At 36.9% G+C, this 25,951-nt stretch carries 26 protein-coding genes and 2 tRNA genes; 12 read left to right on the forward strand and 16 right to left on the reverse strand.

Translation table 11 applies throughout. From position 1 onward, the window contains the following. Positions 1 to 146 precede the first annotated feature (146 nt). The 3 genes from BM201_RS02990 (at position 147) to BM201_RS03000 (ending at position 3,618) form a co-directional block, all read left to right on the forward strand. A complete protein-coding gene (locus BM201_RS02990) occupies positions 147 to 1,223 on the forward strand; it encodes a PA0069 family radical SAM protein (protein ID WP_092539895.1) in 1,077 nt (358 codons plus the stop codon). A gap of 84 nt (positions 1,224 to 1,307) precedes the next feature. Further along, positions 1,308 to 2,588 (forward strand): hypothetical protein, encoded by a 1,281-nt coding sequence (locus tag BM201_RS02995; protein WP_092539896.1) that lies wholly within the window; start codon positions 1,308 to 1,310, stop codon positions 2,586 to 2,588. 241 nt (positions 2,589 to 2,829) lie between these two features. Then, positions 2,830 to 3,618 carry an Fpg/Nei family DNA glycosylase gene (locus BM201_RS03000; protein WP_092539897.1) on the forward strand — a complete coding sequence of 263 codons (789 nt, stop codon included), beginning with the start codon at positions 2,830 to 2,832 and terminating at the stop codon, positions 3,616 to 3,618. Here the strand turns inward: BM201_RS03000 and BM201_RS03005 are convergent. The 5 genes from BM201_RS03005 to BM201_RS03025 all read right to left on the reverse strand — a co-directional run bounded on the left by BM201_RS03005 (position 3,615) and on the right by BM201_RS03025 (position 6,439). Then, positions 3,615 to 4,043: a hypothetical protein gene (locus BM201_RS03005; RefSeq protein WP_092539898.1), complete on the reverse strand. Its 429-nt coding sequence runs from the start codon at positions 4,041 to 4,043 to the stop codon at positions 3,615 to 3,617. The two genes, BM201_RS03000 and BM201_RS03005, sit on opposite strands and share 4 nt — an antisense overlap. A 57-nt stretch (positions 4,044 to 4,100) precedes the next feature. Beyond that, entirely contained in the window at positions 4,101 to 4,757 is a 657-nt protein-coding gene (locus BM201_RS03010; protein WP_092539899.1) for an HD domain-containing protein, read from the reverse strand. Positions 4,758 to 4,760: 3 nt separating this feature from the next. Beyond that, a complete protein-coding gene (locus BM201_RS03015) occupies positions 4,761 to 5,492 on the reverse strand; it encodes a lysophospholipid acyltransferase family protein (RefSeq protein ID WP_092539900.1) in 732 nt (243 codons plus the stop codon). 54 nt (positions 5,493 to 5,546) lie between these two features. Then, positions 5,547 to 5,930, reverse strand: a complete 384-nt coding sequence (locus BM201_RS03020; protein ID WP_092539901.1) for a hypothetical protein — start codon at positions 5,928 to 5,930, stop codon at positions 5,547 to 5,549. A 98-nt stretch (positions 5,931 to 6,028) separates the two neighbouring features. Further along, positions 6,029 to 6,439 (reverse strand): BrxA/BrxB family bacilliredoxin, encoded by a 411-nt coding sequence (locus tag BM201_RS03025; RefSeq protein ID WP_013069643.1) that lies wholly within the window; start codon positions 6,437 to 6,439, stop codon positions 6,029 to 6,031. A gap of 179 nt (positions 6,440 to 6,618) precedes the next feature. Here BM201_RS03025 and BM201_RS03030 point away from each other — a divergent pair, with 179 nt between their 5' ends. Further along, the gene (locus BM201_RS03030) at positions 6,619 to 7,359 is read left to right on the forward strand and encodes a TerB family tellurite resistance protein (RefSeq protein WP_092539902.1); all 741 of its coding nucleotides are present in this window, start codon (positions 6,619 to 6,621) and stop codon (positions 7,357 to 7,359) included. A gap of 192 nt (positions 7,360 to 7,551) precedes the next feature. Continuing rightward, on the forward strand, positions 7,552 to 7,689 hold the full coding sequence (locus BM201_RS18075) for a hypothetical protein (protein WP_175486962.1): 138 nt from the start codon (positions 7,552 to 7,554) through the stop codon (positions 7,687 to 7,689). Between the two features lie 367 nt (positions 7,690 to 8,056). Here the strand turns inward: BM201_RS18075 and BM201_RS03035 are convergent, their stop codons facing one another. Both BM201_RS03035 and BM201_RS03040 read right to left on the reverse strand, forming a co-directional pair. Further along, positions 8,057 to 8,536: a thioredoxin family protein gene (locus BM201_RS03035; protein WP_175486963.1), complete on the reverse strand. Its 480-nt coding sequence runs from the start codon at positions 8,534 to 8,536 to the stop codon at positions 8,057 to 8,059. Positions 8,537 to 8,853: 317 nt separating this feature from the next. Next, positions 8,854 to 11,214 carry a TonB-dependent receptor gene (locus BM201_RS03040; RefSeq protein WP_092539904.1) on the reverse strand — a complete coding sequence of 787 codons (2,361 nt, stop codon included), beginning with the start codon at positions 11,212 to 11,214 and terminating at the stop codon, positions 8,854 to 8,856. 97 nt (positions 11,215 to 11,311) lie between these two features. Between BM201_RS03040 and BM201_RS03045 the strand changes: the two genes are divergently transcribed. The 3 genes from BM201_RS03045 (at position 11,312) to BM201_RS03055 (ending at position 13,287) form a co-directional block, all read left to right on the forward strand. Further along, positions 11,312 to 11,974: a metal-dependent transcriptional regulator gene (locus BM201_RS03045; RefSeq protein ID WP_092539905.1), complete on the forward strand. Its 663-nt coding sequence runs from the start codon at positions 11,312 to 11,314 to the stop codon at positions 11,972 to 11,974. An 11-nt stretch (positions 11,975 to 11,985) separates the two neighbouring features. Then, on the forward strand, positions 11,986 to 12,810 hold the full coding sequence (locus BM201_RS03050; RefSeq protein WP_092539906.1) for a ZIP family metal transporter: 825 nt from the start codon (positions 11,986 to 11,988) through the stop codon (positions 12,808 to 12,810). A gap of 63 nt (positions 12,811 to 12,873) precedes the next feature. Next, positions 12,874 to 13,287 (forward strand): hypothetical protein, encoded by a 414-nt coding sequence (locus BM201_RS03055; protein ID WP_092539907.1) that lies wholly within the window; start codon positions 12,874 to 12,876, stop codon positions 13,285 to 13,287. A gap of 186 nt (positions 13,288 to 13,473) precedes the next feature. Here BM201_RS03055 and feoB read toward each other — a convergent pair whose 3' ends face one another. The 3 genes from feoB to BM201_RS03070 all read right to left on the reverse strand — a co-directional run bounded on the left by feoB (position 13,474) and on the right by BM201_RS03070 (position 16,560). Next, positions 13,474 to 15,576, reverse strand: a complete 2,103-nt coding sequence (feoB, locus tag BM201_RS03060) for a ferrous iron transport protein B (RefSeq protein ID WP_092539908.1) — start codon at positions 15,574 to 15,576, stop codon at positions 13,474 to 13,476. Continuing rightward, positions 15,573 to 15,803 carry a FeoA family protein gene (locus BM201_RS03065; protein WP_092539909.1) on the reverse strand — a complete coding sequence of 77 codons (231 nt, stop codon included), beginning with the start codon at positions 15,801 to 15,803 and terminating at the stop codon, positions 15,573 to 15,575. The genes feoB and BM201_RS03065 overlap by 4 nt, the downstream gene beginning before the upstream one ends. A gap of 82 nt (positions 15,804 to 15,885) precedes the next feature. After that, positions 15,886 to 16,560 carry an SCO family protein gene (locus tag BM201_RS03070; RefSeq protein WP_092539910.1) on the reverse strand — a complete coding sequence of 225 codons (675 nt, stop codon included), beginning with the start codon at positions 16,558 to 16,560 and terminating at the stop codon, positions 15,886 to 15,888. A gap of 153 nt (positions 16,561 to 16,713) precedes the next feature. On the opposite strand from BM201_RS03070, the gene rseP reads away from it, so the two are divergent. After that, positions 16,714 to 18,033 carry an RIP metalloprotease RseP gene (rseP, locus tag BM201_RS03075; protein ID WP_092539911.1) on the forward strand — a complete coding sequence of 440 codons (1,320 nt, stop codon included), beginning with the start codon at positions 16,714 to 16,716 and terminating at the stop codon, positions 18,031 to 18,033. Between the two features lie 100 nt (positions 18,034 to 18,133). On the opposite strand, the gene BM201_RS03080 is transcribed toward rseP, so the two are convergent. The 5 genes from BM201_RS03080 to BM201_RS03100 form a co-directional block, all read right to left on the reverse strand. Next, positions 18,134 to 19,051: a glycerophosphodiester phosphodiesterase family protein gene (locus tag BM201_RS03080; protein WP_092539912.1), complete on the reverse strand. Its 918-nt coding sequence runs from the start codon at positions 19,049 to 19,051 to the stop codon at positions 18,134 to 18,136. Positions 19,052 to 19,150: 99 nt separating this feature from the next. After that, positions 19,151 to 20,050 (reverse strand): carbohydrate kinase family protein, encoded by a 900-nt coding sequence (locus BM201_RS03085; protein ID WP_092540608.1) that lies wholly within the window; start codon positions 20,048 to 20,050, stop codon positions 19,151 to 19,153. 16 nt (positions 20,051 to 20,066) lie between these two features. Beyond that, positions 20,067 to 21,644, reverse strand: coding sequence for a glycoside hydrolase family 32 protein (locus BM201_RS03090; RefSeq protein WP_092539913.1), 1,578 nt, complete (start codon positions 21,642 to 21,644; stop codon positions 20,067 to 20,069). Between the two features lie 191 nt (positions 21,645 to 21,835). Further along, positions 21,836 to 21,909, reverse strand: a tRNA-Asn gene (locus tag BM201_RS03095). Positions 21,910 to 21,966: 57 nt separating this feature from the next. After that, positions 21,967 to 22,040, reverse strand: a tRNA-Asn gene (locus tag BM201_RS03100). A 447-nt stretch (positions 22,041 to 22,487) separates the two neighbouring features. On the opposite strand from BM201_RS03100, the gene BM201_RS03105 reads away from it, so the two are divergent. Genes BM201_RS03105 through BM201_RS03115 form a run of 3 tightly spaced genes read left to right on the forward strand, consistent with a single transcriptional unit; the run spans position 22,488 to position 25,119 of the window. After that, positions 22,488 to 23,897, forward strand: coding sequence for a nicotinate phosphoribosyltransferase (locus BM201_RS03105; protein WP_092539914.1), 1,410 nt, complete (start codon positions 22,488 to 22,490; stop codon positions 23,895 to 23,897). Between the two features lie 6 nt (positions 23,898 to 23,903). Beyond that, a complete protein-coding gene (gene pncA, locus BM201_RS03110) occupies positions 23,904 to 24,506 on the forward strand; it encodes a bifunctional nicotinamidase/pyrazinamidase (protein ID WP_092539915.1) in 603 nt (200 codons plus the stop codon). Next, entirely contained in the window at positions 24,496 to 25,119 is a 624-nt protein-coding gene (locus tag BM201_RS03115; protein ID WP_092539916.1) for a hypothetical protein, read from the forward strand. Before pncA ends, BM201_RS03115 begins: the two co-directional genes overlap by 11 nt. 3 nt (positions 25,120 to 25,122) lie before the next feature. Here the strand turns inward: BM201_RS03115 and BM201_RS03120 are convergent, their stop codons facing one another. Beyond that, entirely contained in the window at positions 25,123 to 25,881 is a 759-nt protein-coding gene (locus tag BM201_RS03120) for a THC0290_0291 family protein (RefSeq protein ID WP_092539917.1), read from the reverse strand. Positions 25,882 to 25,951: the final 70 nt, after the last annotated feature.

The following is a 25,951-nucleotide window of genomic DNA, read 5'->3' on the forward strand; positions in this document are numbered from 1 at the left end:
GATAATAGAGATTGAATAATTCGAGCCTTGCCTCGATATAAAATACATCATCAAAAAGTGCCTCATGGATTTATCTTGAGGTATTTATTTTGGAAATAAATTAGGATAATTTCCTCATAAGTGGAAAAATTCCATAATTTTGTGAAATGTCCAAATCTCAAGAGTATATAAAAGGTAGAGGAGCACAGAGCAATGTTCCTAATCGATTTGATGCAAATAGCCACGAGTTTAGAGATGACTTTTTGAATTATTGCGCTGCAGAAGGTGATGATTTTCAAGAAAGCAAAACCACCATCATCGACACCTTTCCTAAAACCATTGTAAATAAAGTTGAAAGTCCCGATGTTGGAATGAGCTATTCTTTAAATCCGTATCAGGGTTGTGAGCATGGATGTATTTATTGCTACGCCCGGAATTCTCACGAATATTGGGGTTTTAGTCCAGGGTTGGATTTCGAACAGAAAATTTTGGTAAAGCAAAATGCGGTTGAGTTATTAGAAAAGAAACTCCGCAGTAAAAAATGGCAGGCAGCGCCGATCGTTTTATCGGGAAATACAGACTGCTATCAGCCGGTAGAAAAGCAACTGGAAATTACCAGAAAATTGCTTCAGACATTTTTGAAATATCGGCACCCGGTGGGTATTATTACCAAAAATTCCCTGGTGCTTCGGGATCTTGATATTTTAGAAGAATTGCATAAAGACCGATTAGTTCACGTAAATATTTCGATCACCAGTTTAAAGGAAGAAACACGAAGAATTTTAGAACCGCGTACAGCAAGTATCAAAAAACGACTGGAAACTGTCGAGAAACTTTCAGCAAAAGGAATTCCTGTAAATGTGATGATGGCACCAATAATCCCGTCAGTTAATAGTCACGAAATTATGCCCCTGGTTAAAGAAATTGCGAATAGAGGAGCGCTTAGTGTTGGATATACGATCGTAAGATTGAACGGTGCTATTGGTACGATCTTTACCGATTGGATCAATAAAACCATGCCTGATAGAGCTAGTAAGGTGCTTCATCAAATTGAAAGTGTTCACGGCGGAAGTTTAAACGATAGCCGATTTGGAACCCGAATGAAAGGAGAAGGAGAATTCGCAGACCAGGTAAAGCAACAGTTTAAAATTGCTAGAAATTTATACCTGAAAGATCGTGAGCGGCCGACATTGAACTGTGGTTTACACGAGATTTACAAAGACGGGCAGATGAAGTTGTTTTAATAATGCGCTGAAAATATTTTAATTAGAGTTTCGTTATTTATTGGAAAGCCTTTTCATTCAGACTTAAACCATCAATCAAAAATTATGAAACTCAATTCCTTTGGCGAAGAATTGCTGAAATATGTAATTCTGTTTTTCTTTATTTATTCGGTTCTTTATATTTTTCCTTTTCCGCTAAACTCATTTACTCCTCTGTATTTTTTTGAAAGGATATTTCATCAAAATACTTGGCATGTTATAGTTCCATGGTTCGCTGAGACTTTTCTGAATAATCCAGATGCTTATCATGTTCAAAATACAGGGAGTGGAGACACCTTGTACGACTTTGTGAGATGTTTATTGATCGGGATTCTAAGTTTTATACTTTGTACAGTGATTTTCTTACTCTTCCGAAGAAAAATAAATTCGAATAAACTCATTTATATAGGAGGACAATACATACGTTATTACCTAATATTTGTATTGTTAACTTACGGAATCATTAAAGTCTTTAAACTTCAGTTTGGAGAGCCATATTTAATAAGGCTTGTAACTCCTTTTGGCGAAATGTCACCAATGGGACTGGCCTGGAATTATATGGGGTTTTCTAAAACCTACACCGTATTTGCAGGCTGGTCTGAAACTATTGCTGCTATTCTGCTTATATTCAAACGAACCAGAACATTAGGTGCCGTTTTGAGTTTTGGGGTGATGTTAAATGTTTTTATGATGAATATTTCTTATGATATTCCTGTAAAACAATTTTCATTGCATTTATGTGTTTTTTCAGCCTTCTTGATTTTGATAGACGGCAAAAGATTACTGAATGTTTTTATCCTTAATCGTGATGTTTCTAAAATCGAATATGTAAAACCATTTTCGAAAAAATGGAAAAATTATACGCTTCAAATTGCTAAGTTTTTATTCATCATTGTGTTTGTTGTTTTAAAACTGATTTCTACAATACGTAGACAAGATATGTATGGTGACCTTGGTCCTAAACATGAGTTATACGGAATTTATGAATTAAATGAATTTCAGCTGAATCATATAAAAAGACCGGCTCGATTAGATGATAGTTTGCAATTTAAGCGACTTATTTTTGATCGGCCAGAGCTTGTGTATCTTCAAAAAATGAATGATGAAGGTGTTTATTACGTGGCAGAAACAGATACTGTTGCCCAAAAAATCTATTTAAAGGAACGTGATTCTAGTAAAGTTGGGTTTTTTGATTACAAAATGAAACCGGAATCGAATATTTATGAGTTTGAAGGTATTTTTAAAGGTGATAGTATCTATTTTAAAACCGAAAGAAAAGGCCGTGAAGATTTCTTGCTGAACAACAGAGGTTTTCATTGGATCTCTAAGTATCCTTTTAATCGATAAGTCTATTTTTTCAAAATTGTAGTTTTTTTTAGATAGATTTTTTAGTGTTTTTGATATGTTGAAGTTTAAACTTTAGCAGGGATTTAGCGAATTCTGGTTTCAGGAGTTTTAATTTTAGAGACAAGATAATTTGAAGATTTGCTAAATTATTTTGAATTCTAAATGCTGAATTTTGAATAAACCGATAGCTGATAGCTTAAGGCTGAAAGCTCAACCGAAAACTGTAAACTAAAACAAAACCATGCCCGAACTTCCTGAAGTTGCTTACCAGAAAAAATATGCAGATGCGACAATTCTACATAAAAAGATAGTTGCTGTTGAAACCGGAGATAAAAAGATCTATCAATCGCCGAAATCTGACTTTGAAAAGCATCTTAAAAACAACGAATTTGAGTCTACAACTCGGCTGGGAAAATATTTATTTCTGAAACTAAAGAAAAACGGAGTGCTGGTGATGCATTTTGGAATGACCGGAAAACTAGATTTTTATCAGCATGATGAAACACCAAAATACACGAAATTAAAACTGATTTTTGAAGATGATTCTAAGCTTGCGTTTACTTGTCCGCGTAAATTCGCAAAACTATATCTAGCTGAAAGTGTTGATGCATTTCAGGAATCTCACAATCTTGGCGTAGATGCTTTAGCAATTTCTGAAAAACAGTTTTTAGACATCTGTGATGGTAGAAGCGGTACGATTAAAGGCTTGTTGATGAATCAAAGTTTAATTGCCGGGATAGGAAATATGTATGCCGATGAGGTTTTATTTCAAACTAAAATTCATCCTAAAAATAAGGTAAATAATTTAAGCCAAAAACAACTAAAATCGATTTTCGATAAAATAGGGGATGTTTTAGAAGTGGTAAAAGAAGCCAGAATCGAAGGAAAACGAGTTCCTGAATCTTACTTAACCCGATTAAGAAAAGAAGGCGAAGGCGCCGATTGCCCACGAAATAACGGTAAGATCGAACAAACAAAAGTTTCTGGAAGAACCACTTATTTCTGTCCGGTTTGTCAGGGGGAGGTTTAAGTTAGCTTAGCTTTTTCCCTAAAAATATAATTAATTAAGATCACGGGTATAAAGTTTAAACTGATCCTTATTTGCTCAGTATTTGAACTAAAACTCATTTGCCAGATATTCAAATTAACGGAAGCACCAATTATAGTATCTGAAGTAAGATCAATATAAAAACCAAGACAAATTCCGGCGACAAATTTGAAGGTAAATCCTAATAGACTTACCCCAATAATTTGTAGGAACTGATTGATAATAGATAAATTAAGTCCTTTTTTAAAGTCTTTTTTTAGAAGGAGGTAACCACTATAAATAGATAAGCCATTTAATGCTACGTTTAAAAGATCAATTGTGTGAAGGAAGAACAAGAAAGTCAAAATGCCCAAAGCACCTGCTATTAATTGATACAATCCCAAAATTTTGATGAATTTTAGATTCATTTTTTGTCTTTTTTGTTGTATTCTAAAAATTCACTGCCAACTGTTTCCTGAAACTGTCTACTTCAACCCATTCCATTCTGCATAAAACTGATCTAAAAACTGCTCCATAAATTCATGGCGTTTTTGTGCAATTTCAGCACCTGTTTTAGTGTTCATGCGATCTTTCAGCAATAATAATTTTTCGTAAAAGTGATTAATGGTTGGTGCATTCGAAGCTTTATATTCTTCTTTGGTCATATTCAGTTTTGGCTCGATTTCGGGATCGTAAATCGCTCGATTTTTAAATCCGCCATAATTAAACGTCCTCGCAATTCCTATCGCACCAATGGCGTCCAAACGATCGGCATCCTGAACAATATCAAGTTCGGCCGAATGAAATTTCTGTTCAATATTTCCGCCCTTAAAAGAGATATTCTGAATGATCTTTACCACATGATCAATAACTTCCGTAGAAACCTGCTGAGATTCTAAAAATTCGGCTGCTATTTTTGGACCAACGCTTTCATCTCCATTATGAAATTTCGAGTCGGCGATATCATGCAACAAAGCGCCCAGTTGCACAATAAAATCATCTGCATCTTCAGTTTTGGCGATTAGCTTAGTATTGTTTAAAACCCGCTCGATATGAAACCAGTCGTGACCACCTTCAGCATTTTTTAAAGTTTCTTTTACAAACTGAATTGTGTTTTCGATAATCAATTCATTTTGAGTCATATTTTATCGAATATCAGTTATAATAGTACGTTCAACTAGTGCTACCAGGCTTTCTGGATCTGTAGAGTCGATTTCAATAGGTTCGTGTACTTTCATTCGCATGGTAACGCCGATATCTAAAGGGAAATTACCGTAGCGAAAAAGCTTCCAACTGTTGTTAATGGTGATAGGCACCACCAGGGCGTGTGGCATTTGTTTAAAAAGCATTTGCATACCGCTGGCAGCAAACTTTTTAGGTTTTCCGGTGCGACTTCTGGTTCCCTCAGGGAATATTACAGCAGATCGATTGGTTTTCTTTAAATATTTGGCAAATTTGGCCATTTTAAGCAGACTTTCCCTTCGGTTTTTACGATCGATAAGTACCGAGCCGCCATGTCTTAAATTGAAAGAAATACTTGGTATTCCTTTTCCCAGTTCTTTTTTGCTTACAAATTTTGGATGATGTTTTCGCATGTACCAAACAATAGGAGGGATGTCGTACATTCCCTGGTGGTTTGCCACAAAAATACAGGGACGCTCAACCGGAATTTGATGTTCGTTTTCGACCACAAATCGCGTTCCCAGTAAATTAAGGCAACGTAGCAGAAAGAAATTGAAAATATCGACACTCTTTTTATGCGCCTGGTAACCGCCTAATTTTAATGAGATCCATTGGATAGGATGAAAAATTAGTAGGGTTAGAAAGAAGAAAAAATAAAATATGACCGTTAACGGATATGATAAAACTTTTTTCATTGCTTAAATTAAAGCTACAAAAATAAGTTTTTAAAGGAAATAGCCTCGTAATTCTTATTCGATCATTTTGGCGCATTTAGAATCTACACATCCAATCGTTGGGAAACCTTCGATGGAGCAGTCTGAAAATATATTGAATTTATTATTATACTCTTCTTCAAGCTTTGTATAATCTTCGATCATTTCTTTCAGCAGATCTACATCTATAGCGGTTGAAAAAACTACGTATCCCTTTGGCCCGCCACAAGCTTTACTTCCGTAGGCTAAATAATCGCAATCTGTGTCTTCATTGCAATTTCCAGAACCCGAAAGATTAGTTATAGCTTCTAGTTGTTCCTGAAGTTGCATTTCAAAAGCAGCTTTATTTTCAGCGGTATCATCATCGGCGCAGGAAAGCAGGCCGAAAATCGAGAATATGAGCAAGATTTTTTTCTTCATAATAATTAGATACAAACAATCTAAATAGGTTGCTTTTGGAACATAAAAAAAACCGACAAGCAATTTGTCGGTTTTTGATATTTTAAATTGAATGCTGCTTAGCAGAATTCGTCGTAAGCACCGGTAAGGTTTTCAGCGATCATTTCAGCAGGACGGCCTTCGATGTGGTGACGCTCTAACATGTGCACTAACTCACCATCTTTAAATAATGCCATAGAAGGAGAAGATGGAGGGAACGGTACCATAAAGCCACGAGCAACATCGGTAGCTTCTCTATCTACACCTGCAAAAACGGTATAAAGATTATCTGGAGTTTTTGCGTTTTGTAAAGACATTCTAGCACCTGGACGAGCATTTGCTGCAGCACATCCACAAACAGAATTTACTACAACAAGCGTAGTCCCTTCTTTTTTCATTGCTGCTTCTACATCTTCTACGGTATGTAATTCTTCAAAACCTATGCTTGTAAGATCTTCACGCATTGGCTTTACTAAATCTGCTGGATACATATATTGTAATTTATTAGTATTAGACTTTATTAGTTTACAAAGATATTAAATTAAGTTCAGCTTAATGAAAATCAGCCCTTAAACCTAATTTCTTCTAAAGTTGTCGTGCTTAAATCCCTTACCTTACAATAAAAGCGGTTAGTTTTGTAAATGTTATCTTTGCTAAAAATTTGCGATTTATGATAAAGTGGCTTCTAGCTGTTTTAGGTTTTATGTACATGCGATATCCCGGGGCCATTATTGGTTTTATTATTGGGACACTTTTAGATAATTGGAATCGTAGTAGCGGTGGTTTTCTAAAATCGATGATGGGAGGAAAGCAGTCTTCTACGGTAAGTCCGGGAGATTTCGAGCTTCATTTGTTGTCGCTTTGCGCGTTGGTGATCAAGGCAGATGGAAAAGTTTCACAAACCGAACTCGATTATGTACGTTCTTATTTTGTACGTGCCTACGGGAAAGAGCGTGCTAATGCGACTTTTAGAACCTTTAACGATGTTATTAAAAATCGTGAATTATCGGCCTCTCGAATTTCGCAGTATTTAGCCAGCAGAACGCAATATCCAACTCGTTTACAGATCACGCACTTTTTATTTGGGATCGCCCAGGCCGATGGATCGGTAAGTGCTTCAGAAGCGAATATGATCCAAAAGATCGCCAGTTATCTAAGAATTGGTGCTAAAGATTTTGAAAGTATCAAGGCGATGTTCTTTAAACAAACGCCAGATAATGCCTATAAAATACTCGAGATCGATAAATCTGCTTCAGATAGCGATGTGAAAAAAGCTTACCGAAAAATGGTAAAGAAATACCATCCCGATAAGTTAGAACACATGGACGAAGCTTATAAAAAAGGTGCTCGCGAGAAATTCGATAAAGTACAGGAAGCTTACGAAACCATCCAAAAAGAACGCGGCTTCTAAGGCTCATCGAGCCATTTGTAATTAATGTAGTAAATGATGGAGGCTTAATTTGGGCGTTGCCTACGGCCGGGCTTTACACTACAATCTTTTGCTCGTGCCTCGCAAAAGGATTTTCGCTGCAATCCCTAACGCAAAAAAATCTTTTTCACGCAACCATTTACTTTTTTAGGTATCTATTTTAAAATTTAGAATATGAAATCTACTTTAAAATTGTTGTTTGTTTTTGTTCTTTTTATAGGATGTTCAAACGATGATGACGAAGCAATTGACTGTGATTTGGTAGATATAGCGCTTAGCGCTTCCAGCGCTGCATTTAAGACTGGTAGATAATACTGGTGAGAATCTTCTAGAATCAGGAAGTGTTGATCCTGAAACTATTACAATAGAAGCAGATTTTGGAGATGCTAGTTTTGTTTATATACCTGAAATTGAAAATGCAGAACCCAATTCAGTCAGCAGTATTATTCAGCATTCTTTAGCCGTATCTCTTCCTACTAGTTTAGAAAATTTTCAATATCAAATTAGTGTTGCGGGGTATGAAACTGTCAATTTAGATATTCTGGCAGAAGAAAATGAAGAACCATGTAGCGATTTAAGTATTCCGGTAGGAGCATCAGTAAATGGGCAAGCTTTAGAACAGATTGAAATTTCTGAAATTGAAATGCTAATAGTACTGCCTTTAATAGCACAAGAATAGTCAATTATAGCTTATCAACTCCATCATTTTTTGAGTGGTTAAATACTGAAATTCGCGATTTTCGACAATAAATTTTTCATCCAAAATTAAAATTGCCGGTAAGCTGAATTCACGCTTTTCTCTGCTTGCCAATAATAGCGGAATCTGATGAATGCCATTTCGGATACTTTCTGCCTGCTGATTGTAGAATTTTTGCACGTCAAAAGTGATCGTATCGGTACTTTCAGCATTCATTTTTACGGCGTAATAATCGGAGTTTAATTTTTTGATAATTTCAGGATCTTTAAATGCATTTCGATCCATTTTTTTGCAATACACGCACCAGTCGGCATAAAAATAAATAAAGATTTTCTTCGGTTTTAGCGCCAAAGAGTCTTCTAATTGTTCAAAATCGATCCAGTTTATCGAATCACCTTTTTGAGCATAACCGAATACTGGAAATACTAAAAATAGAATCAATATTTGAAGATATTTGGTCATGTTTTGTTGTATTGAGCTGTTAGCCTTCAGCAGTCAGCTTTCAGCAAAAATTGTTTTTTAAATTGTACAATTTTGACTTCTGGCTCTTGACTCTTGCTTCTCTATTTTATTCTCTAGATTCTAAACTCTAATAGCGCAGCGATCTAAATTCTAACTTCCATTCACTTCTCGATACAATTTTAGCTCCGTTATCACTTCGCTAAAATCACTCGAAGTGACGATATATTTTATTCAACATTCAATATTCAACATTTCTAGGCTAAATTCTATAATCTATTCTCTCATATCTAAAAGCGAAGCGGTCTAAATTCTAACTTCTAAAGGTCATGCAAATTCCCAAACTTAATTCCGAAGAAAAAAGTACGGGGTTGTGACGGGCCATAAACATAATCTGAATCTCTGGTAGCGCCAGTATCAAAATCATCCTGATAGGAATTAAAAAGATTCTGAATTCCGCCATAAATATTCACCTGAAAACTTTCTGTAATATCGATATGCTGATTTAGTTTTAGATTAAAATCGTAGAATGAATCACTTTCATTTAGTTGTAAAAATCCGCTGTCGCTAATTACCAAAGGAACGGTCATCGGTCCGGTGTAGGTTCCGGTAAGATCGAGACTTGTTTCTTCAAAGATCGAGATGTTGGCATTCAGGTAGCCGTAAACGTTTGGATTACGAACAAATTCAGAAATAATAATATCGCTTTCATTGGGATTACTATGGTTAGCTTCAAATAAAATCTGTCCTTCTTTATATTTTGAATTCTGAAGTGTTCCCCCCATTTGAAAACTAAATTTTGAAGAAGGAGAAATGCCAATTTCAAAATTCATTCCGCTAACATAAGCGCCGCTCCCATTTCTTACTTCTTCCAATATCGAGCCATTGGATAAACTTGCGCCGGTACTCACCGTAGTAAAAGGATTCTGAAGTTCGGTATAAAACCCTTCTAACAAAAAATTGGTTTGTAATTTGTTGAAATTCTTCGAGTAGTTTACTGATGCAGTATAGGCATTAGAATATTCGGTTTGCAGGTCATTTGATAAGATCACAAATTGCGGTTCACCACCCACCGAAGAAATATGCATATCTTCATTAAACGCCTGCGGAGCTCTAAATCCGCGTGCATAACCACCTCTAAACTGCCAGTCGTCTGAAACTTTATATCTTAAAGTTAAACGCGGACTCACAACCGTCTGTTCAATATCTGATTTTCTTTGAATTTCCTGAATTGTATAATTGCCATTAATCACTACATGATCTAAACGCCCACCGATAAGCGCCGTGAATTTTTCAGAAGGTTTCCATTCATATTGAGCAAAAGCCCCGATAGAATTTACTTTTTGATCGATCGTACGCTGGTAACCGGGAATTTGATCTTCAGTATCGCACAAATTATATTCGGTTCCCACGGTTAAAATGTCATCGCTATTTTTAAAATTTCGGGTGAATTGCCCACCAACTAAAAGAGCAAGATCATCGGTATTTCCGTAGGCATTCGCCGCAGTGATAGAATCCTGCTTTGTTCGGCCACCGCCCAATCCGCCATAAAAACTTTTACGATCGGTATGCTGGCCAGAGCTGTAGATCGAAAAATTATTGCTTCGGTCTTTATTGTGAAATTCGTAAGTAATTCCGCCAATTATGGTGTTGTGATCTAATTCTTCAGTGATATCGGTAAGATGAGGAGCGAGATTTAATCTGTCGCCACCACGTCGATATTCTTCCAAAGCGGTAAGATCTAAAGTAATTTTACTATTTTCATTCGGTTTTAAAAAAGCTTTTGCGCCCAGGCTGGTGTTGCTAAGTTCGGTAAGTTCAGAAAATCCGTCTTTATTTGCATCGTAGCTATTGCGATCGCGTTTCATGCCAAAAACGGTGATTCCGCTAGTCAATTCTTCATTCACTACAGAGCCATTAATATTTAAGGTTCGATCTGGAATTTCACCATCAATAAAGCCAAGATTCGATGAAATTTGCCATGAATTTAAAACAGGATCTTTGGTGATGATATTTATCGTTCCAGCAATCGCATTCGATCCATATAAAGCAGAGCCGCCACTTCTCACAACCTCGATACGGTCTAGAATAGAAGTAGGGATTTGTTCTAAACCGTACACACTGTTTAAGGCGGAAAATACGGCCCTGCTATTTATTAAAACCTGTGTGTAGCTACCGTCTAGCCCATTTAAACGGACTTGCGTGAAGCCACAGTTTTGGCAATTTGTTTCTACCCGAACTCCGGGTTGATAGTTTAAACTTTCTGCTACTGAAATTGATTGTGTGGCGTTAAATAACTTTGGGCTAAGCACATTTACAACCACCGGGGCTTCTTTCACATTAACCCGATTTCTGGTCGCACTAATCACTACCTGATCTAATCCTAACTGATCTTCTTCAAGCTGAATACTTATTTGCTGATTTTGGATAATTTCAGAAGTAATTTTTATGATTTTGGTTTTGTAACCAATCGCCTGAATTTTTAAAGAGTTTTCTGCGGAAGTTTTTATGCTGAAATTCCCTTCTCGATCTGCTGAAGTTCCTTGTGATTGCCCAATTACTGAAATATTTGCGAAAGCCACAGCTCCAGAAGTACTGCTTATTTTTCCGGTGATTTCTACCGCTTCCTGTGCGGTAGCGATAGTAGAAAAAAGGAAAAATAGGAGCCTAAAGATCTTCATTTCAATAAATTTCAGGTGTTTAAATATTATTTTTAGACAAATCTAAAAATTTGTTTTTAAATAAAAAAATGTATTTTTGTGTGTAATTAAAATTGAAATGACGCTTTCCGAAGAAAATTATTTAAAATCCATCTTTCATTTAGAGAAGAAATATGTTCGCGGTGTAAGCACCAATGCGCTTGCCGAGGAAATGGAAACTAAAGCTTCATCGGTCACCGATATGATCAAAAAGCTTTCCGAAAAAAATCTGGTAAACTATAAAAAGTATCAGGGCGTAAAACTGAGTGAAAAAGGAAATTCGATTGCCGTGCAAATCATTAGGAAGCATCGCTTGTGGGAATATTTTCTGGTAGAAAAACTAGATTTTAACTGGGATGAGGTACATGATATTGCCGAGCAGTTAGAGCACATAAAATCTGATGAATTAATATCGAAACTCGATAAATTTCTGGAGTATCCTAAGCGTGACCCTCACGGTGATCCTATCCCAGATGCCGAGGGTAATTTTGCGAATCTCGAAAAAAAGATTTTGGCCGAATTTAACGAAGGTGACCAGGGAATTTGTGTGGGAGTTAAAGATTCTTCTGCAGCATTTTTGCAGTATTTAGATCGAAATAAGATCAAATTAGGGAAATCGATCACCATTTTAGAAAAAGAACAATTTGATGGTTCTATGATCTTAAAAATGAATAATAAAGAGCTTACCATTTCTAAAGTGGCTGCTAATAATATTTACTTAAAGCCGGTGGCTTTAGATTAACCAACTAAATTATGTTAAACGCGATAGTAGACTATTTTGAAACTTTAGACCCTGTATTAGCGGCATTTTATGCTACGCTTTTTACCTGGGGGTTAACCGCACTTGGTGCTGCTTTGGTTTTTTTCTTCAAGAAAATGAACCGAATGCTTTTTGATGGAATGTTAGGTTTTACAGGCGGAGTAATGGTGGCTGCAAGTTTTTGGAGTTTACTAGCTCCAGGGATAGAAATGAGTCCCGGCGAAGGTTTTGAAAAAACTATACCCGCAGTTGTTGGGTTTGGTTTGGGTGCACTTTTTATTTTTGGATTAGATAAGATCCTACCACATTTACACGTAAACTTTAATACTGAAGAAAAAGAGGGAATAAAAACTCCCTGGCATAAGTCGGTTTTGTTGGTTTTAGCCATCACTTTACACAATATTCCAGAAGGCCTTGCCGTAGGTGTTTTATTTGGCGGTGCAGCAGCCGGTTTTGAAGGTGCAAGTATTGCTGGGGCGGTTGCTCTAGCGATAGGAATTGGTTTACAGAACTTCCCTGAAGGTTTTGCGGTAGCGATGCCTTTAAGAGGACAGGGATTTAGCCGATTAAAAAGTTTTAATTATGGGCAATTATCAGCAATAGTAGAGCCTATGGCTGCCGTTCTTGGTGCCTGGGCGGTAATGACATTTCAGCCAATTTTACCTTATGCTTTAGCTTTTGCAGCAGGAGCAATGATATTTGTAGTCGTTGAAGAAGTAGTGCCAGAATCTCAACAGAGTAAATATACAGATGTAAGTACTTTAGGATTTATTGGTGGATTTATGGTAATGATGACACTGGATGTTGGGCTTGGATAGAAAATTGATTAGTTGATAATGCAACATTGTCTTTAAGTTGTCGTCCTTTAAAAAAAGGCGATCATGAAAAGAATATTACTTGTTTTAATTTTTATAGTTAATGGAGTAAGCCTGTCTGCTCAAACAGAGGTAGTCAGGCTTCAATCTTTTTTAAAAGTAGGGGAACAGTTAGATTGTGGAAAATACAGTATTGTTTTTAAAGAAGTGCTTGTAGATTCCCGCTGCCCTAAAAATGTAACCTGTATAAGAGCTGGTAACGCCAGACTTCTTTTTGAAGTTAAAGATGATAGGGAAAGATCGTTGGGAGAAGTGGAGATTTATATAAGTGATAAAATAAACCTCTATTTTAAACAATATCAGCCGTTAAAAAATGTGGATCTAAAAGTAACAGGATTAGCTCCTTACCCTGAAAATCCTTTCAAAATTGAACAATCTGAGTATAAAGTAGCTATTCAGCTAGATAAACTGCTGAACTAGTGGCTGCAACCGCAGTCGCTCATTCCGCAAGCCTTTTCTTTATTTGCTTTCTTCTTAAGAAATGCCGGTTTCCAAATAAATTTGGTGATCAAATATCCTACAGCCGTTAGAAAGGTTATAAAGACTAAAATGTTTTGTATAAGTTCCATAGTATTTAAGTCGAAATTCTATAAAATTCTTACAGGTTTATTTTAAAAACTGAAATGCAATTAGGGCGACGAGATATGCAAAAACACTCATAATCACTAATTGCAATATTGGCCATTTCCAGCTATTGGTTTCTTTTTGTACAATTGCCAACGTGCTCATACACTGCATGGCAAAAGCGTAGAAAAGCAACAAACTTACTCCGCTTGCCAAAGTAAATAATGGTCCGCCAAGAATAGGATTGGTTTCAGCTGCCATTCGATTTTTAATCGTTTCTTCTTCGTCACTGCCAACGCTATAGATCGTCGCTAGAGTTCCCACAAAAACTTCACGTGCAGCAAAAGAGCTAATGATCGCAATACCAATCTTCCAATCGTAACCCAAAGGCGCTACAACAGGTTCGATACCACGTCCCATAATGCCAATATACGAATGCTTCAGTTTATAACTGGCGATTTCCTGCTCGATTTCTTCAGTAGGAATACTTTGCTCGGTATAATTTCCGCGAACAATTTCTTCAGCATTATTAAAATTATCACCAGGCCCGTAACTCGCTAACACCCATAAAATAATAGAGATCGCAAGAATTATTTTACCGGCACCAAATACAAAAGATTTTGTTTTTTCTATTACGTTGATACCAATATTTTTAAGCAAAGGAACTTTGTAGTTTGGCATCTCAATCACAAAATAACTTTTGTTTTTGATCTTAAGGATTCCGTTTAAGATCCATGCCGATAGAATGGCTGTTCCAAAACCAAGTAGGTAAAGAAACATAAGCATTAAGCCCTGTAGGTTAAAACCTAGAAAAGTCTCATCTGGGATCACTAACGCGATAATGATAAGGTACACTGGTAATCTGGCAGAACAGGTAGTAAATGGTACTACCAGGATCGTGATTAAACGTTCTTTCCAGTTTTCGATATTTCTGGTTGCCATTACTGCTGGGATCGCACAGGCCGTTCCAGAAACTAAAGGTACCACACTTTTTCCGCTAAGTCCAAAGCGCCGCATAATTCTGTCCATTAAAAATACCACACGACTCATATACCCGGTTTCTTCGAGAATGGAAATGAAAAGGAATAAAAATGCGATCTGAGGAATGAAAATGACGATTCCACCCAGTCCCGGCACAATTCCTTCAGCAATTAAACTGGTAAATACACCTTCTGGTAAATTTGCTTTGGTAAGCTCACTTAACGAAGCAAAAGTGCTGTCAATAAGATCCATAGGATAGCTGGACCAATCGTAAATCGCCTGGAATATGAGCAGCAGGATTGCAAAGAAAATAACGTAACCCCAAACTTTATGAGTTAAAACACGGTCTAACCGAGATCGTAGATCTTTGGCCGCATTTTTATCTACGCTAAGAGCTTCTTTTAATGCACCGTTGATAAACTGGTAACGGTGTATAGTTTCTTTTTGCTGAAGTCTTTTGAGCTCTGAATTCGATTTTGTATTAAATCCTGAAGTTTTATCGATCTCATTTCTATTGATGTTCCCAAAATTTACATCCTGGGTAATCACCAGCCAAAGTTTATAAATTGATTGCTTAGGAAAAGCCTTTCTTAGATTGCCAAAGTAATCTGGATCGATAACCGAAGCATTTACACAAGGCTCGCTAGAAATATTTCTGTGGTTAATGATAAGTTCTTTAAGCTTATCGATACCCGTGCGTTTTCTCGCACTAACCAGGGCTATTTTTGTGTTTAACCGTTCTTCAAGAATATCAACGTCTAAAGAAATCCCTTTACGTTCCATACGATCGGCCATATTGATCACCAATATTGTAGGAATTCCCAAGTCTTTTATTTGGGTAAAAAGTAAAAGGTTTCTTTTTAAATTTTCAACATCACTTACAACAACCGCAACATCTGGATAATCTTTATCGTTTTTATTCAGCAATAATTCGATCACCACATTCTCATCTAAAGAAGATGCGTTAAGGCTGTAAGTTCCCGGAAGATCTAAAATATGCGCTTTTAAACCACGAGGAAGTTTACAAACTCCTTCTTTTTTTTCTACGGTGATCCCAGGATAATTACCAACTTTTTGGTTTAATCCTGTAAGCTGATTAAATACTGAAGTTTTACCGGTATTGGGGTTTCCAATTAGCGCTACGTTAATCTGTTTGCCGGTCATTTGATAAGCTCGATTTCGATTTGTAAAGCGGTTTCTTTTCTGATGGCTAAATGGCTTCCGTTGATGTTAAGGTACATAGGATCTTTAAAGGGAGCGGTTTGTACCAATTCTACTTCGTTACCGGGGAGACATCCCATTTCCAGGAGTTTTAGTGGTACATGATCTGCAGAAAATTCCTTGATGATTCCGCGTTCGCCTCGCTTTAAATGAGCTACTGTAACCTTCAAATTTATTTAGATTGAATTTAAACAACGCAAAAATAGTGGAATTTGCCCAAGTACAAAAGTTTAGGCGTTAAAATGTAGGCTTTTACTCCTCGTACTCGCGCTTCAGGATTTTAAGATCTTCCATTAATTCTTCGATAGCTTCAGCATTAGTGCCATCGTAGAAACCGCGTATTTGCCTGTCCTTGTCTACAAGTACAAAATTTTCGGTATGTACCATATCATACTTTCCGCCGTCGCCTTCACTTTTGGCTGCGAGATAAGATTTTCTGGCTAAATCGTAGATCTGCTTTTTGTTTCCGGTAACAAGATTCCATTTGCTGTCAATAACCCCTTTTTCTTCAGCATAACGCTTTAATTGGGCTACCGTATCTATTCGTGGCATCACGGTGTGAGAAAGAAGAAAAACATCTGGATCGTTTTTGATCCTTTCTTGGATCTTCACCATATGATCGGTCATTATGGGACAAATCGTCATGCAGGTGGTAAAAAAGAAATCGGCAACGTAAATTTTATCCTCGTAGTTCACGTTGGTAATGGTGTCACCATTTTGATTTACCAGCTTAAAATCTGCAATTTTGTGATACTTTCTTACATATTGCATGGTGGTATCTACCAATTCGTTATTCACCATATCCGGCTGGTAAATGGCTAACTTTTTATCTGGTTTAAGTAAGGTGTAAATAGACCACATGATCACTACACAAAGCGTCCCAAAGGTGATAAGAAAGATCTTGTATCTGGAAAGAAATTTACGCATAGCAAATTTTTATGCAAAATTACAGCCTAGCAGCTAATTTGCCACAATAAAAGCCTTAAAATTTTGGCAGGATAAATGCTAGTTAACTTACAAACTTTTCTAGGTCTTATTAAAAGACTACTTTTGTGCGATTTAAAAATTGAATATTAGCGAATGGATCCATTTATAGTAAAAGCAATTCAACTTCTTCTTAGTTTGTCATTGCTTATTGTGTTGCATGAGTTTGGACATTTTATACCTGCAAAATTATTTAAAACCCGCGTTGAAAAATTCTTTCTCTTCTTTGATGTAAAGTTTGCGCTTTTTAAGAAAAAGATCGGAGATACGGTTTACGGAATCGGATGGCTGCCACTTGGAGGTTATGTGAAGATCTCTGGGATGATCGACGAGAGTATGGATAAAGAGCAGATGGCCCAACCACCACAAGAATGGGAGTTTAGAAGCAAACCGGCCTGGCAGCGATTAATAATTATGCTTGGAGGCGTAACGGTGAATCTTGTTTTAGGTTTCTTACTTTTTATGATGATCCTTTTTGTTTGGGGAACCAATTACATTGGTCCAGATGAAATGCCAGAAGGCTTTGCCATCGTAGATGAATTTAAAGAATTTGGTTTTGAAGATGGAGACCGTGTTTTACAGATTAATGGGGAAGATCTTCAAAACAGTGTAGATATTAATCGTAAACTGTTTATGCGAGATGTAAATACAGTAACTGTATTACATCAAAATGGAGCTGAAGAAACGATAAGTATACCTGAAAATATCGGCGAGCAGATGTTCGAAGAAGGTATTATGCAGCCGTTCATACCTATCCAGCGTCCAATTTTAGACAGTATTGCACCTGAAACTGCGGCGAGTTTAGCCGGTTTACAAAAAGGAGATAGCATTATTTCGATTAACGATCAGGAGATTGGTTACTGGCATGAAATGACTAAAAATACCAGAGCTAATAAGAATACTGAAATGGAGATCGTTTTTGAGCGTGATGGTGAAATTAAAAGCGTAATGGCTACTCCAGATGAAGAAGGAATTTTAGGTGTTACACCAAGAAGAGACTTCGAGGTTAAAACTCAGGAATATGGCTTTGCTGAAAGTATTACTGAAGGTTTTAAAGACGGTTACTGGACGCTTAGAGATTATGTATATCAGTTTAAATATGTATTCACCAAAAAAGGAGCAACCCAGGTTGGCGGTTTTGGAGCTATAGGAGGGATGTTCCCAGATGCGTGGAACTGGCAGGCATTTTGGCATACAACAGCGCTAATTTCTATCATTCTAGCCTTTATGAACATCTTACCAATACCAGCTTTAGATGGTGGGCACGTAATGTTCTTGCTTTACGAAATAATTACCGGTAGAAAACCAAACGAGAAATTTATGGAATATGCCCAAATGGTAGGATTCTTTATCTTAATTGCTTTGGTGCTTTATGCGAATGGAAACGATATTTATAGAGCGATATTCGATAAATAAGACCTAAAATATTTATAAAAACAAAGCCCGAAATTGTCGAATTTCGGGCTTTGTTTTTTGCTGAAATCTGAAAACTGAGAGCTGTTAGCTTATAGCATAATTATTCAATTGCACGTTCAGGATAATCGGTAATAATACCGTCTACATTCATCTTTTTAACTTTGTCGATATCGGCTTGCTCGTTAACCGTCCACGGAATAACCTTCATTCCGCTTTGCTGAATTTTAGCCACTTTCATAGAATCTAAAAGTTTGTAATGCGGACTATAAATTTCCGGTTTAAAGCTAATCTTCTCCATATTTTCATCAAAATCTCCGCGACCTACCAAATACGCTAATTTTACTTCAGGATAAGAGCGATGCATTTCTTCTAAAATATTCACGTCAAATGATTGAATATTGATCTTAGAAACAATCTGTTTTTCTTCTAAGATCGCCATTACGGCTTTTACAAATTCGGCGGGCTTTGGCTGTGATTTTTCGTATTCAGCAACGTCAGATTTTATTTCGATATTATAGCGTACAGGATCAAGATTCTTCGATTTTACGTAGTTTTCTATGCTATCGATCGTTTCAGCAAGTAAAGGTTTGTAGGTTTTAAATTTTCGCTGTCCAGGAAAAGATGCGTTGCCTTTACTGCCAATATCAAACTTTTTAATACTGTCGTAAGTCATCGTGAAAAGAATGTAGCTCTTTTCTTGCTGTTTTGGGATCGTATCACCAGCGGGAGAAAGCACATAGGCTGAAGACATAAATGCTTCGTGACTCACCACGATCTTCTTGTCCTTAGACATCACAACATCCATCTCTATTACATCAATTCCTTTATCGATCGCAGCAAGAAATCCCGGAATGCTATTTTCTGGGGAATGCCCACGTTCACCGCGATGTCCCTGTACTTCGATTTTCGATGCTTCCGCAGTAATTTTTTCTTCGGAAGTATTTTCTTCTTTCCTGTTTTCTTTACAACTGAAGCTTACTAATGCTATAAAAAGAAGGCTTGTTTTAACCAATTTCATATCTAAAAATTTATAGAGTTCTAATAACGTAGATTTTAGACACAAAAAAGTTAAGCTAACTAAAACTTATCTTCAAGTTTAGTCAATTTCAAGCTGAAATTATTCGGCATCCGGAAACATAAAAGCTTCAATTTCTTCTGAAGTGAATTCAGGATTCGCTCCTTCTCTTGAAGCGACTAATGCGCCAATCGCACAGGCGTAATTCAATGCTTTTTGAGGTTCTTCTTTTCGCAGTAATTTAGAAATCAAGGAACCTAAAAAACTGTCGCCGGCGCCCACAGTATCTGCAACTTTAATTTTGTAGCCGCTATTGTAAAACAATTTTCCTTCAGTAAAAAGCACTGCGCCGTGACTGCCTTTAGTAACGCAAATCGTTTTGGCGTTAGTGATCTTGGCCATATAACTAAGATTTTGCTCTAAGGAATGAAAAGGAGAATCGAACATGGCAGCAATCTCGTAAAGCTCGTCATCATTAAATTTGATAAAATCAGCTTTTAAAATTAGATCTTCCAGGATCTCTTTTTCGTAATGCGGTGGTCTTAAATTAATGTCGAAAACAGCGAATTTAGCATGTTTAAGTAATTCAGTTAAAGTTGCCCTACTTTTTTGATCGCGACAAACTAAACTTCCGAAGAGAAAAGCATCGGTAGTTTTTACCTTGTCGATCATTTCTGCTGAAATTTCAATTTTATCCCATGCTGCAGGATGTTCGATCGTGTAAGAAGCAGATCCGCTATCGTCTAGTTCTACAGTCACCACGCCGGTTTGAAAATCTAAAGTTTCAGCAACCAGAGAATGATCTATATTTCTCGATTTTAGATATTCCAGCAGGTTCTTTCCTTTTTCATCCTTACCAACGCTGCTGATCATGCTTGTGTTAATCCCGTTGGCGCTAAGGCGAGAAGCCACATTTAATGGCGCTCCCCCAATTTTTTCTGAATTTGGAAAAATATCATATAAAACCTCTCCAAAACAAACGGCGTTTATGGCTTCAGACATAGTAGAATGCGTAATTTTAATTAAAATTAAATTCGTTGGCTTCAATATCGATCACAGGAACACCTTCGTTGATCTTTAAACTGGTATAAGGTTGCTTCGGAAAAAAGATCTCGGTCATCACTGTTTTTCCGTCGTCATAAAAAATTTCGATGCTCATATTATCTAAAATCAGGTTCACTTTTAAGGAATCTGAAGTTGAGATTCTTCTTCCGGTAGATACGGTTGATGCAAACTCTTTTCCGAAATCGGTGATCCCAGATTTAGATCGATCGATATAAAACTCATTTTCTTTCTTTTTAAAACCGAATTTAAATTGATCGCCGCTTTCGTTACTCAGCGTCAAATGAACATCTTTAGTGATCTTCGGGATTAAAAATGAAACCTGAGCTTTGGTAAGATCTAACTCTTTTTTGTCGATTATCGCATGATCATCATCGGTTAGTTTCCATTTAGTGATAATTTCCCCCACATATTTTTCAAGTTCTTTAACCGGAGTAGAGGTGATGATATACTTATTGTTTTCTTTTTTAAGTTGAAGTTTACGTGCGATCGTCATGGCGCTTCTCCAGGTTTCGCTAGGGACTTCCTGGGCATAGAGCCAGTTGGACATCCAGCCCATAAACAACGTTCTGCCATCTTCTTTTGGAACATTAGACCAGGTCACTCCGGCATAATTGTCTTTTCCAAAATCTAACCAGTAAGGATGGTCGATGTTTTTTCCGTAAAGGTCGGCTTCTGGGGTAAAGTTTTTCCCATCCCAATCGCCAACAAAATATTGCGTAGCCGAGCCCCCATTGTATCCGCCGGGATTAGTGCTCTGTATCAAAACCCATTTGGTTTCGTGGCTATTTTCGACTTTCATAGGAAAGAAATCTGGGCATTCCCAAACACCATTTTGTGCAGCATAATTTTTGCCGAATTCAGATACCTTTTTCCAGTCTTTTAAGTTTGCTGAAGTATAAAAATAGGCTCGATCTCTGGCTGAAAGCACCATTATCCATTGTCTGTTCTCTTCGTCCCAGATCATTTTAGGATCTCTAAAATCCTGCAATTCTGGATTCGCGATTACCGGGTTGGCTTCATATTTTGTCCAGGTTTTTCCTTCATCCAAACTGTAAGCAATAGCTTGAGATTGATAATCGATTCGTCCTTCGTCAGCACCTTTAGGGTCGTGATAAGTAAACATGGCGATTACAGGCGGCGTTGTGCCATCGCCAAAACCAGAAGTATTATCATGATCTACTACTGCACTTCCGCTAAAAATATATCCTTTTTCATCGGGAAAAAGAGCGATCTCCTGTTCTTCCCAGGTGATCATGTCTTTACTCGTAGCATGTCCCCAATGCATTGGCCCCCACTTATTACCATCAGGGTAATACTGAAAGAACAAATGATAGGTTCCGTTTAGATAAAACATCCCGTTAGGATCGTTCATCCAATGCTCCTTTGGTGAAAAATGAAAAGAAGGTCTAAAATCTTCATCGGTTTGAATCGATACCGTTTCGGTTTCAGGAGTTTGTTGATCCTGATTTTTGTTTTTACAGGATGCGAATACTAAAAGTGCGATAAGAGCTGCAGGTCTGAAAATTTTCATAGAATCTCAAAATTAATATTAAAAGGCAGCTGGTGGTTAAGATTCTATAAAAATAGGGAAAATTTTAGCGATTTTCCTAAGGATGTTTAGCAGAAAGGATTCCTAGATCTAGGTTTATATTTTACTACATCAACAAAATGAATCCTTGAATGCAAACAAAAAAGCCACACTAAAAATAGCGTGGCTTTTTGCTCCCCCTCTTGGGCTCGAACCAAGGACCCTCTGATTAACAGTCAGATGCTCTAACCAACTGAGCTAAGGAGGAATATATCAATATGTTTTCAGCATTCTCGGCAGCTGAATTTGCCCTAAAAATTTTTTGCTCCCCCTCTTGGGCTCGAACCAAGGACCCTCTGATTAACAGTCAGATGCTCTAACCAACTGAGCTAAGGAGGAATTTGCAATCAATTTTGCGGATGCAAATATAATGGAATTTTTAATTATCACTAAATATTATTAAAAAAAATGAAGCTGTATTTTAAATAAAATTAAAATGTAGAAATGTTGGTGCGCTATAAAGCTGAAAATCTACTCTTTATAAAGTTAAAGATTTGGATAAATATTTCGATCTCGAATCCTAATTTGACCATAAAGGATTTAAAGATTCAACTTCAGATTTAATAGTAGGCAAGATTTTTCAGCTACTCCGAAGATGAATTGGTTGATGTACTTTTTAATACAATTTTCGTACAGGGAAAAGGCTTAAAACATTTGCAAAGCCTTAAATTTGTATTGTTCAGCAATAAAATTAGATAAAGTTTTGCTGAAATTCAATGAACTAATTCTACTAGAAATTAGAAAATAGTTCAAATCTCGATAAGCGAGTTACAAAACCAAGATTTTATGTTCGATTTTACGGCAACTTATACCGATCAATACCAGCTTGCGATGTCGCAGGTATATTTTAAAAACGGAAAGCGCGATACCAAAGCAGTTTTCGATTATTATTTTAGAAAAATCCCTTACGGAAGTGGTTTTGCCATTTTTGCCGGTTTAGAAGATTTGCTCGAAATTATCACCAATCTTAGGTTTAGTAAGAAAGATATCGAGTTTTTAAAGCAGTACGATTTTGAAGATGATTTTCTAGAATATCTAGCGAATTTTAAATTTTCAGGAAATATTTATTCGGTACAGGAAGGAGATGTGGTTTTTCCAACGCGACCTGTTTTACAGGTAGAAGCGAATTTGATCGAAGCCCAGATCATCGAAACGATATTGCTAAACTTACTGAATTTCCAAACACTAATTGCCACAAAAGCAAGCCGAATGCGATTGGTTTCTGGTGAGCGGGTTTTATTAGATTTTGGATTGCGTAGAGCACAAGGACCGGGTGGTTATTATGCTTCAAGAGCTGCAATGATTGGTGGATTTAATGGTACCAGTAATGTAATTGCCGGGAGAGATCTTGATATTCCGGTTTCAGGAACTATGGCGCACTCTTTTATCCAAAGCTATGATGACGAGTTAACCGCATTTCGTGAATTTGCTAAAGGGCGTCCAAAAGGATGTGTACTTTTAGTAGATACCTACGATACTTTAAAAAGTGGTGTTCCAAACGCGATAATCGTGGCTAAAGAAATGGAAAATCGCGGTCAAAAATTAATGGCTATTCGTTTAGATAGTGGCGATTTGGCCTACTTGGGGAAAAAGGCAAGAAAGCAGTTAGATGATGCCGGTTTAGACTACGTTAAAATTGCTGCTTCTAATCAATTAGATGAATTTGTAATTAAAAGTTTGCAGGAACAGGATGCGCCAATCGATGTTTATGGAGTGGGAACAAACCTCGTGATCGGGAAACCAGATGCTGCTTTAGACGGAGTTTATAAACTTACATTTTCAGACGGGCAGCCAAGAATTAAAATTTCAGAGAGTTTAATCAAAACCACTTTGCCGCATCGTAAGCAGGTGTACAGAATGAAAGATGAAAATGGCGAGTGTGCCGGTGTAGACGTCATCGCGATGGGAAATGAAAATAATGCCGAGCTTTCTAAAGTTTTTCATCCTTCAGAACCGTATAAATTTTTAGATGTTTCGGCTTATCAAAAAGAAGCTTTATTGCAGCCGGTGATGGAAAATGGTGAAATGAAGATCAAGAAAAGAACACTTGCTGAAATTGCTGAATATAGTAAATCAAGATTGGCCGAATTACCGTATGAATATAAGCGATTCAACAATCCGCATATTTATAAAGTAAGTATTTCAGAAAAGCTGAAAGCAGAAAGAGACCGACTAATAAGTGAACATAAAATGTAAAATGCCATGAAAGCTTTACTTCTTATAGACGTTCAGAACGATTTTATGCCCGGCGGCGCTTTAGCAGTTCCAGAAGGCAATCAAATTGTGCCGATAATCAATAAAATTCAGCATAAATTTGATTTAGTGCTTGCCACTCAGGATTGGCATCCGGCAGGGCACGCTAGTTTTGCCAGCACTCATAATAAAGATCTTTACGAACTTATCGATCTAAACGGAATCGACCAGGTAATGTGGCCAGATCATTGTGTGCAGGGAACTACAGGAGCAGATTTTCACGCTGAGCTAAAATTAGATAAAATTGAAGCTATTTTTAGAAAAGGAACAAATCCTGAAATTGATAGTTACAGCGGCTTTTATGATAATGCACATTTAAAATCTACCGGTTTAAGCGGATATCTAAAGGAAAAAGGCGTAACCGAACTTTATTTTGCAGGTTTGGCAGGTGATTTTTGCGTTGCTTTTAGTGTGAAAGATGCTTTAAATGAAGGTTTTACTTCCTTTTTGATCGAAGACGCTACCCGCGCTATCGATGCTGAAGGTTTTGAAAAAGCAAAAGCTGAAATTGTAGAAAAAGGAGGAAAGATTTTAAATGCTGATGAGATTTAGAATACTTTTCATATTCATTATTTGTTTAGGTTTTTTCAGTTGTAAAAAGGATGCTTCTGAAGAGGCAAATACTGAGATAATTCCTGAAGATCCTTACGTAGTTCCTTCAGATAGTATTCCAGAGCGAACTTCAGCTTCAGCATTAAACCTGGATGAATATCAATTGTTTATTGATACCACAAAAACATCTGTTTTTTATCGAAACTTAGATTCAGTAATCATTTCCGAAGAAAAGAAACATCAAAACGCAATTTTTAAACTGGTTGAACTTAAAAAGTACAAAGACCAGTTTTTATTTTATGAACCTTGCGACGGTACGATAAATCGGTATTATATTTCTAATGAAGCAATCGATATTTATGGGAAGCATGAAAATGTAAGTTTCGAGCTTAAGGATTTTATGATAAAGGCAGGAAACCAGGTTTTGTTTAGAGATAAGAGGGATCGAAGTTTAAAACTTAAAGAAGTAAATGAAGTTGTGCTGCAGTTAAAGTATGGTGAAGACTTGGCACCAGTTTATGTTACTTCGGTTAAAAATATCGCCCAGTTTGAGATGCTGGTAAATAATTGCCTTGATAAAAAGGTGAGAGAATTCGATGAATTTCAGGAATAGATTTTAGAAATTCAGGTAGTGAATATATCCAAAGTTTATCCAGACGGTCCAATCATTCGATTGGTTTTGCGGCCCCTGTACATCTAAACCTTCGATATAATCGTTGCCGTAATACTGCCATTTAACCTCGGCGACCAGGTCACTGTTTCTCCCTAATCGATATCGTGTGCCGCCGCCAAAAAGAACATTGTATGTAAAGCCACTTTCCAGATTTAATCCATCCTGAAATGCGGGAAACAACACTCTTGGATTATCTACAGGACCAAGATCACTATAGGCATCTGGCATGTAGTAAACGGCATGCGCTCCTACGGTGATGTATGGAGAGAACCGTGTAGAAAAGATCAAATACTCACGAATTTGTGTAAAATGCCATTCTATTTGTGTACCGAATTCAAAGACATGAATTTCGCCATGCATGGCCCTAAGCATTTCTCCACGCGGATTGTTTTGATAAGAAATTGGCCCGTAATGATCTAAAAATGTGTGAAAATAATCGATCTCTGTACGTACTCTAAAAAAGTCTTTAAAGTAATTGGTTTGGGTATTATTCCCGGTGTACACAAAATTCATATAATGCTGCAGTCCTACCCCAAAACCAAGGTTTTGATAGAAGTTTCTAAACTCTCCTCGCTCCCCATAATCGGTTGTGATCGCAGCTGGACCTGCCGTAACCCCAACTTCATGCAATACCTGCCCGTTACCTAATTGGGATAAAAGGCATATAAAACCGATTAAAAAAGATTTACAAAATCGCTTCAACACAGGTGTTTATAGGATATCGAGGCAAATATATAAAAAGAAGGTTAGCTTATTTTAAATTGATTTTTTC

The organism is Zunongwangia mangrovi, from assembly GCF_900112105.1.
GTDB classification, from domain to species: Bacteria; Bacteroidota; Bacteroidia; order Flavobacteriales; family Flavobacteriaceae; genus Zunongwangia; species Zunongwangia mangrovi.

What these genes read in the sequence shown, in the direction of transcription:
- BM201_RS02990 (WP_092539895.1), top strand. Translation starts at nt 147, where the DNA reads ATGTCCAAATCTCAAGAGTATATAAAAGGTAGAGGAGCACAGAGCAAT.
- BM201_RS02995 (WP_092539896.1), top strand. Translation starts at nt 1,308, where the DNA reads ATGAAACTCAATTCCTTTGGCGAAGAATTGCTGAAATATGTAATTCTG.
- BM201_RS03000 (WP_092539897.1), top strand. Translation starts at nt 2,830, where the DNA reads ATGCCCGAACTTCCTGAAGTTGCTTACCAGAAAAAATATGCAGATGCG.
- BM201_RS03005 (WP_092539898.1), bottom strand. Translation starts at nt 4,043, where the DNA reads ATGAATCTAAAATTCATCAAAATTTTGGGATTGTATCAATTAATAGCA.
- BM201_RS03010 (WP_092539899.1), bottom strand. Translation starts at nt 4,757, where the DNA reads ATGACTCAAAATGAATTGATTATCGAAAACACAATTCAGTTTGTAAAA.
- BM201_RS03015 (WP_092539900.1), bottom strand. Translation starts at nt 5,492, where the DNA reads ATGAAAAAAGTTTTATCATATCCGTTAACGGTCATATTTTATTTTTTC.
- BM201_RS03020 (WP_092539901.1), bottom strand. Translation starts at nt 5,930, where the DNA reads ATGAAGAAAAAAATCTTGCTCATATTCTCGATTTTCGGCCTGCTTTCC.
- BM201_RS03025 (WP_013069643.1), bottom strand. Translation starts at nt 6,439, where the DNA reads ATGTATCCAGCAGATTTAGTAAAGCCAATGCGTGAAGATCTTACAAGC.
- BM201_RS03030 (WP_092539902.1), top strand. Translation starts at nt 6,619, where the DNA reads ATGATAAAGTGGCTTCTAGCTGTTTTAGGTTTTATGTACATGCGATAT.
- BM201_RS18075 (WP_175486962.1), top strand. Translation starts at nt 7,552, where the DNA reads ATGAAATCTACTTTAAAATTGTTGTTTGTTTTTGTTCTTTTTATAGGA.
- BM201_RS03035 (WP_175486963.1), bottom strand. Translation starts at nt 8,536, where the DNA reads ATGACCAAATATCTTCAAATATTGATTCTATTTTTAGTATTTCCAGTA.
- BM201_RS03040 (WP_092539904.1), bottom strand. Translation starts at nt 11,214, where the DNA reads ATGAAGATCTTTAGGCTCCTATTTTTCCTTTTTTCTACTATCGCTACC.
- BM201_RS03045 (WP_092539905.1), top strand. Translation starts at nt 11,312, where the DNA reads ATGACGCTTTCCGAAGAAAATTATTTAAAATCCATCTTTCATTTAGAG.
- BM201_RS03050 (WP_092539906.1), top strand. Translation starts at nt 11,986, where the DNA reads ATGTTAAACGCGATAGTAGACTATTTTGAAACTTTAGACCCTGTATTA.
- BM201_RS03055 (WP_092539907.1), top strand. Translation starts at nt 12,874, where the DNA reads ATGAAAAGAATATTACTTGTTTTAATTTTTATAGTTAATGGAGTAAGC.
- feoB (WP_092539908.1), bottom strand. Translation starts at nt 15,576, where the DNA reads ATGACCGGCAAACAGATTAACGTAGCGCTAATTGGAAACCCCAATACC.
- BM201_RS03070 (WP_092539910.1), bottom strand. Translation starts at nt 16,560, where the DNA reads ATGCGTAAATTTCTTTCCAGATACAAGATCTTTCTTATCACCTTTGGG.
- rseP (WP_092539911.1), top strand. Translation starts at nt 16,714, where the DNA reads ATGGATCCATTTATAGTAAAAGCAATTCAACTTCTTCTTAGTTTGTCA.
- BM201_RS03080 (WP_092539912.1), bottom strand. Translation starts at nt 19,051, where the DNA reads ATGAAATTGGTTAAAACAAGCCTTCTTTTTATAGCATTAGTAAGCTTC.
- BM201_RS03085 (WP_092540608.1), bottom strand. Translation starts at nt 20,050, where the DNA reads ATGTCTGAAGCCATAAACGCCGTTTGTTTTGGAGAGGTTTTATATGAT.
- BM201_RS03090 (WP_092539913.1), bottom strand. Translation starts at nt 21,644, where the DNA reads ATGAAAATTTTCAGACCTGCAGCTCTTATCGCACTTTTAGTATTCGCA.
- BM201_RS03105 (WP_092539914.1), top strand. Translation starts at nt 22,488, where the DNA reads ATGTTCGATTTTACGGCAACTTATACCGATCAATACCAGCTTGCGATG.
- pncA (WP_092539915.1), top strand. Translation starts at nt 23,904, where the DNA reads ATGAAAGCTTTACTTCTTATAGACGTTCAGAACGATTTTATGCCCGGC.
- BM201_RS03115 (WP_092539916.1), top strand. Translation starts at nt 24,496, where the DNA reads ATGAGATTTAGAATACTTTTCATATTCATTATTTGTTTAGGTTTTTTC.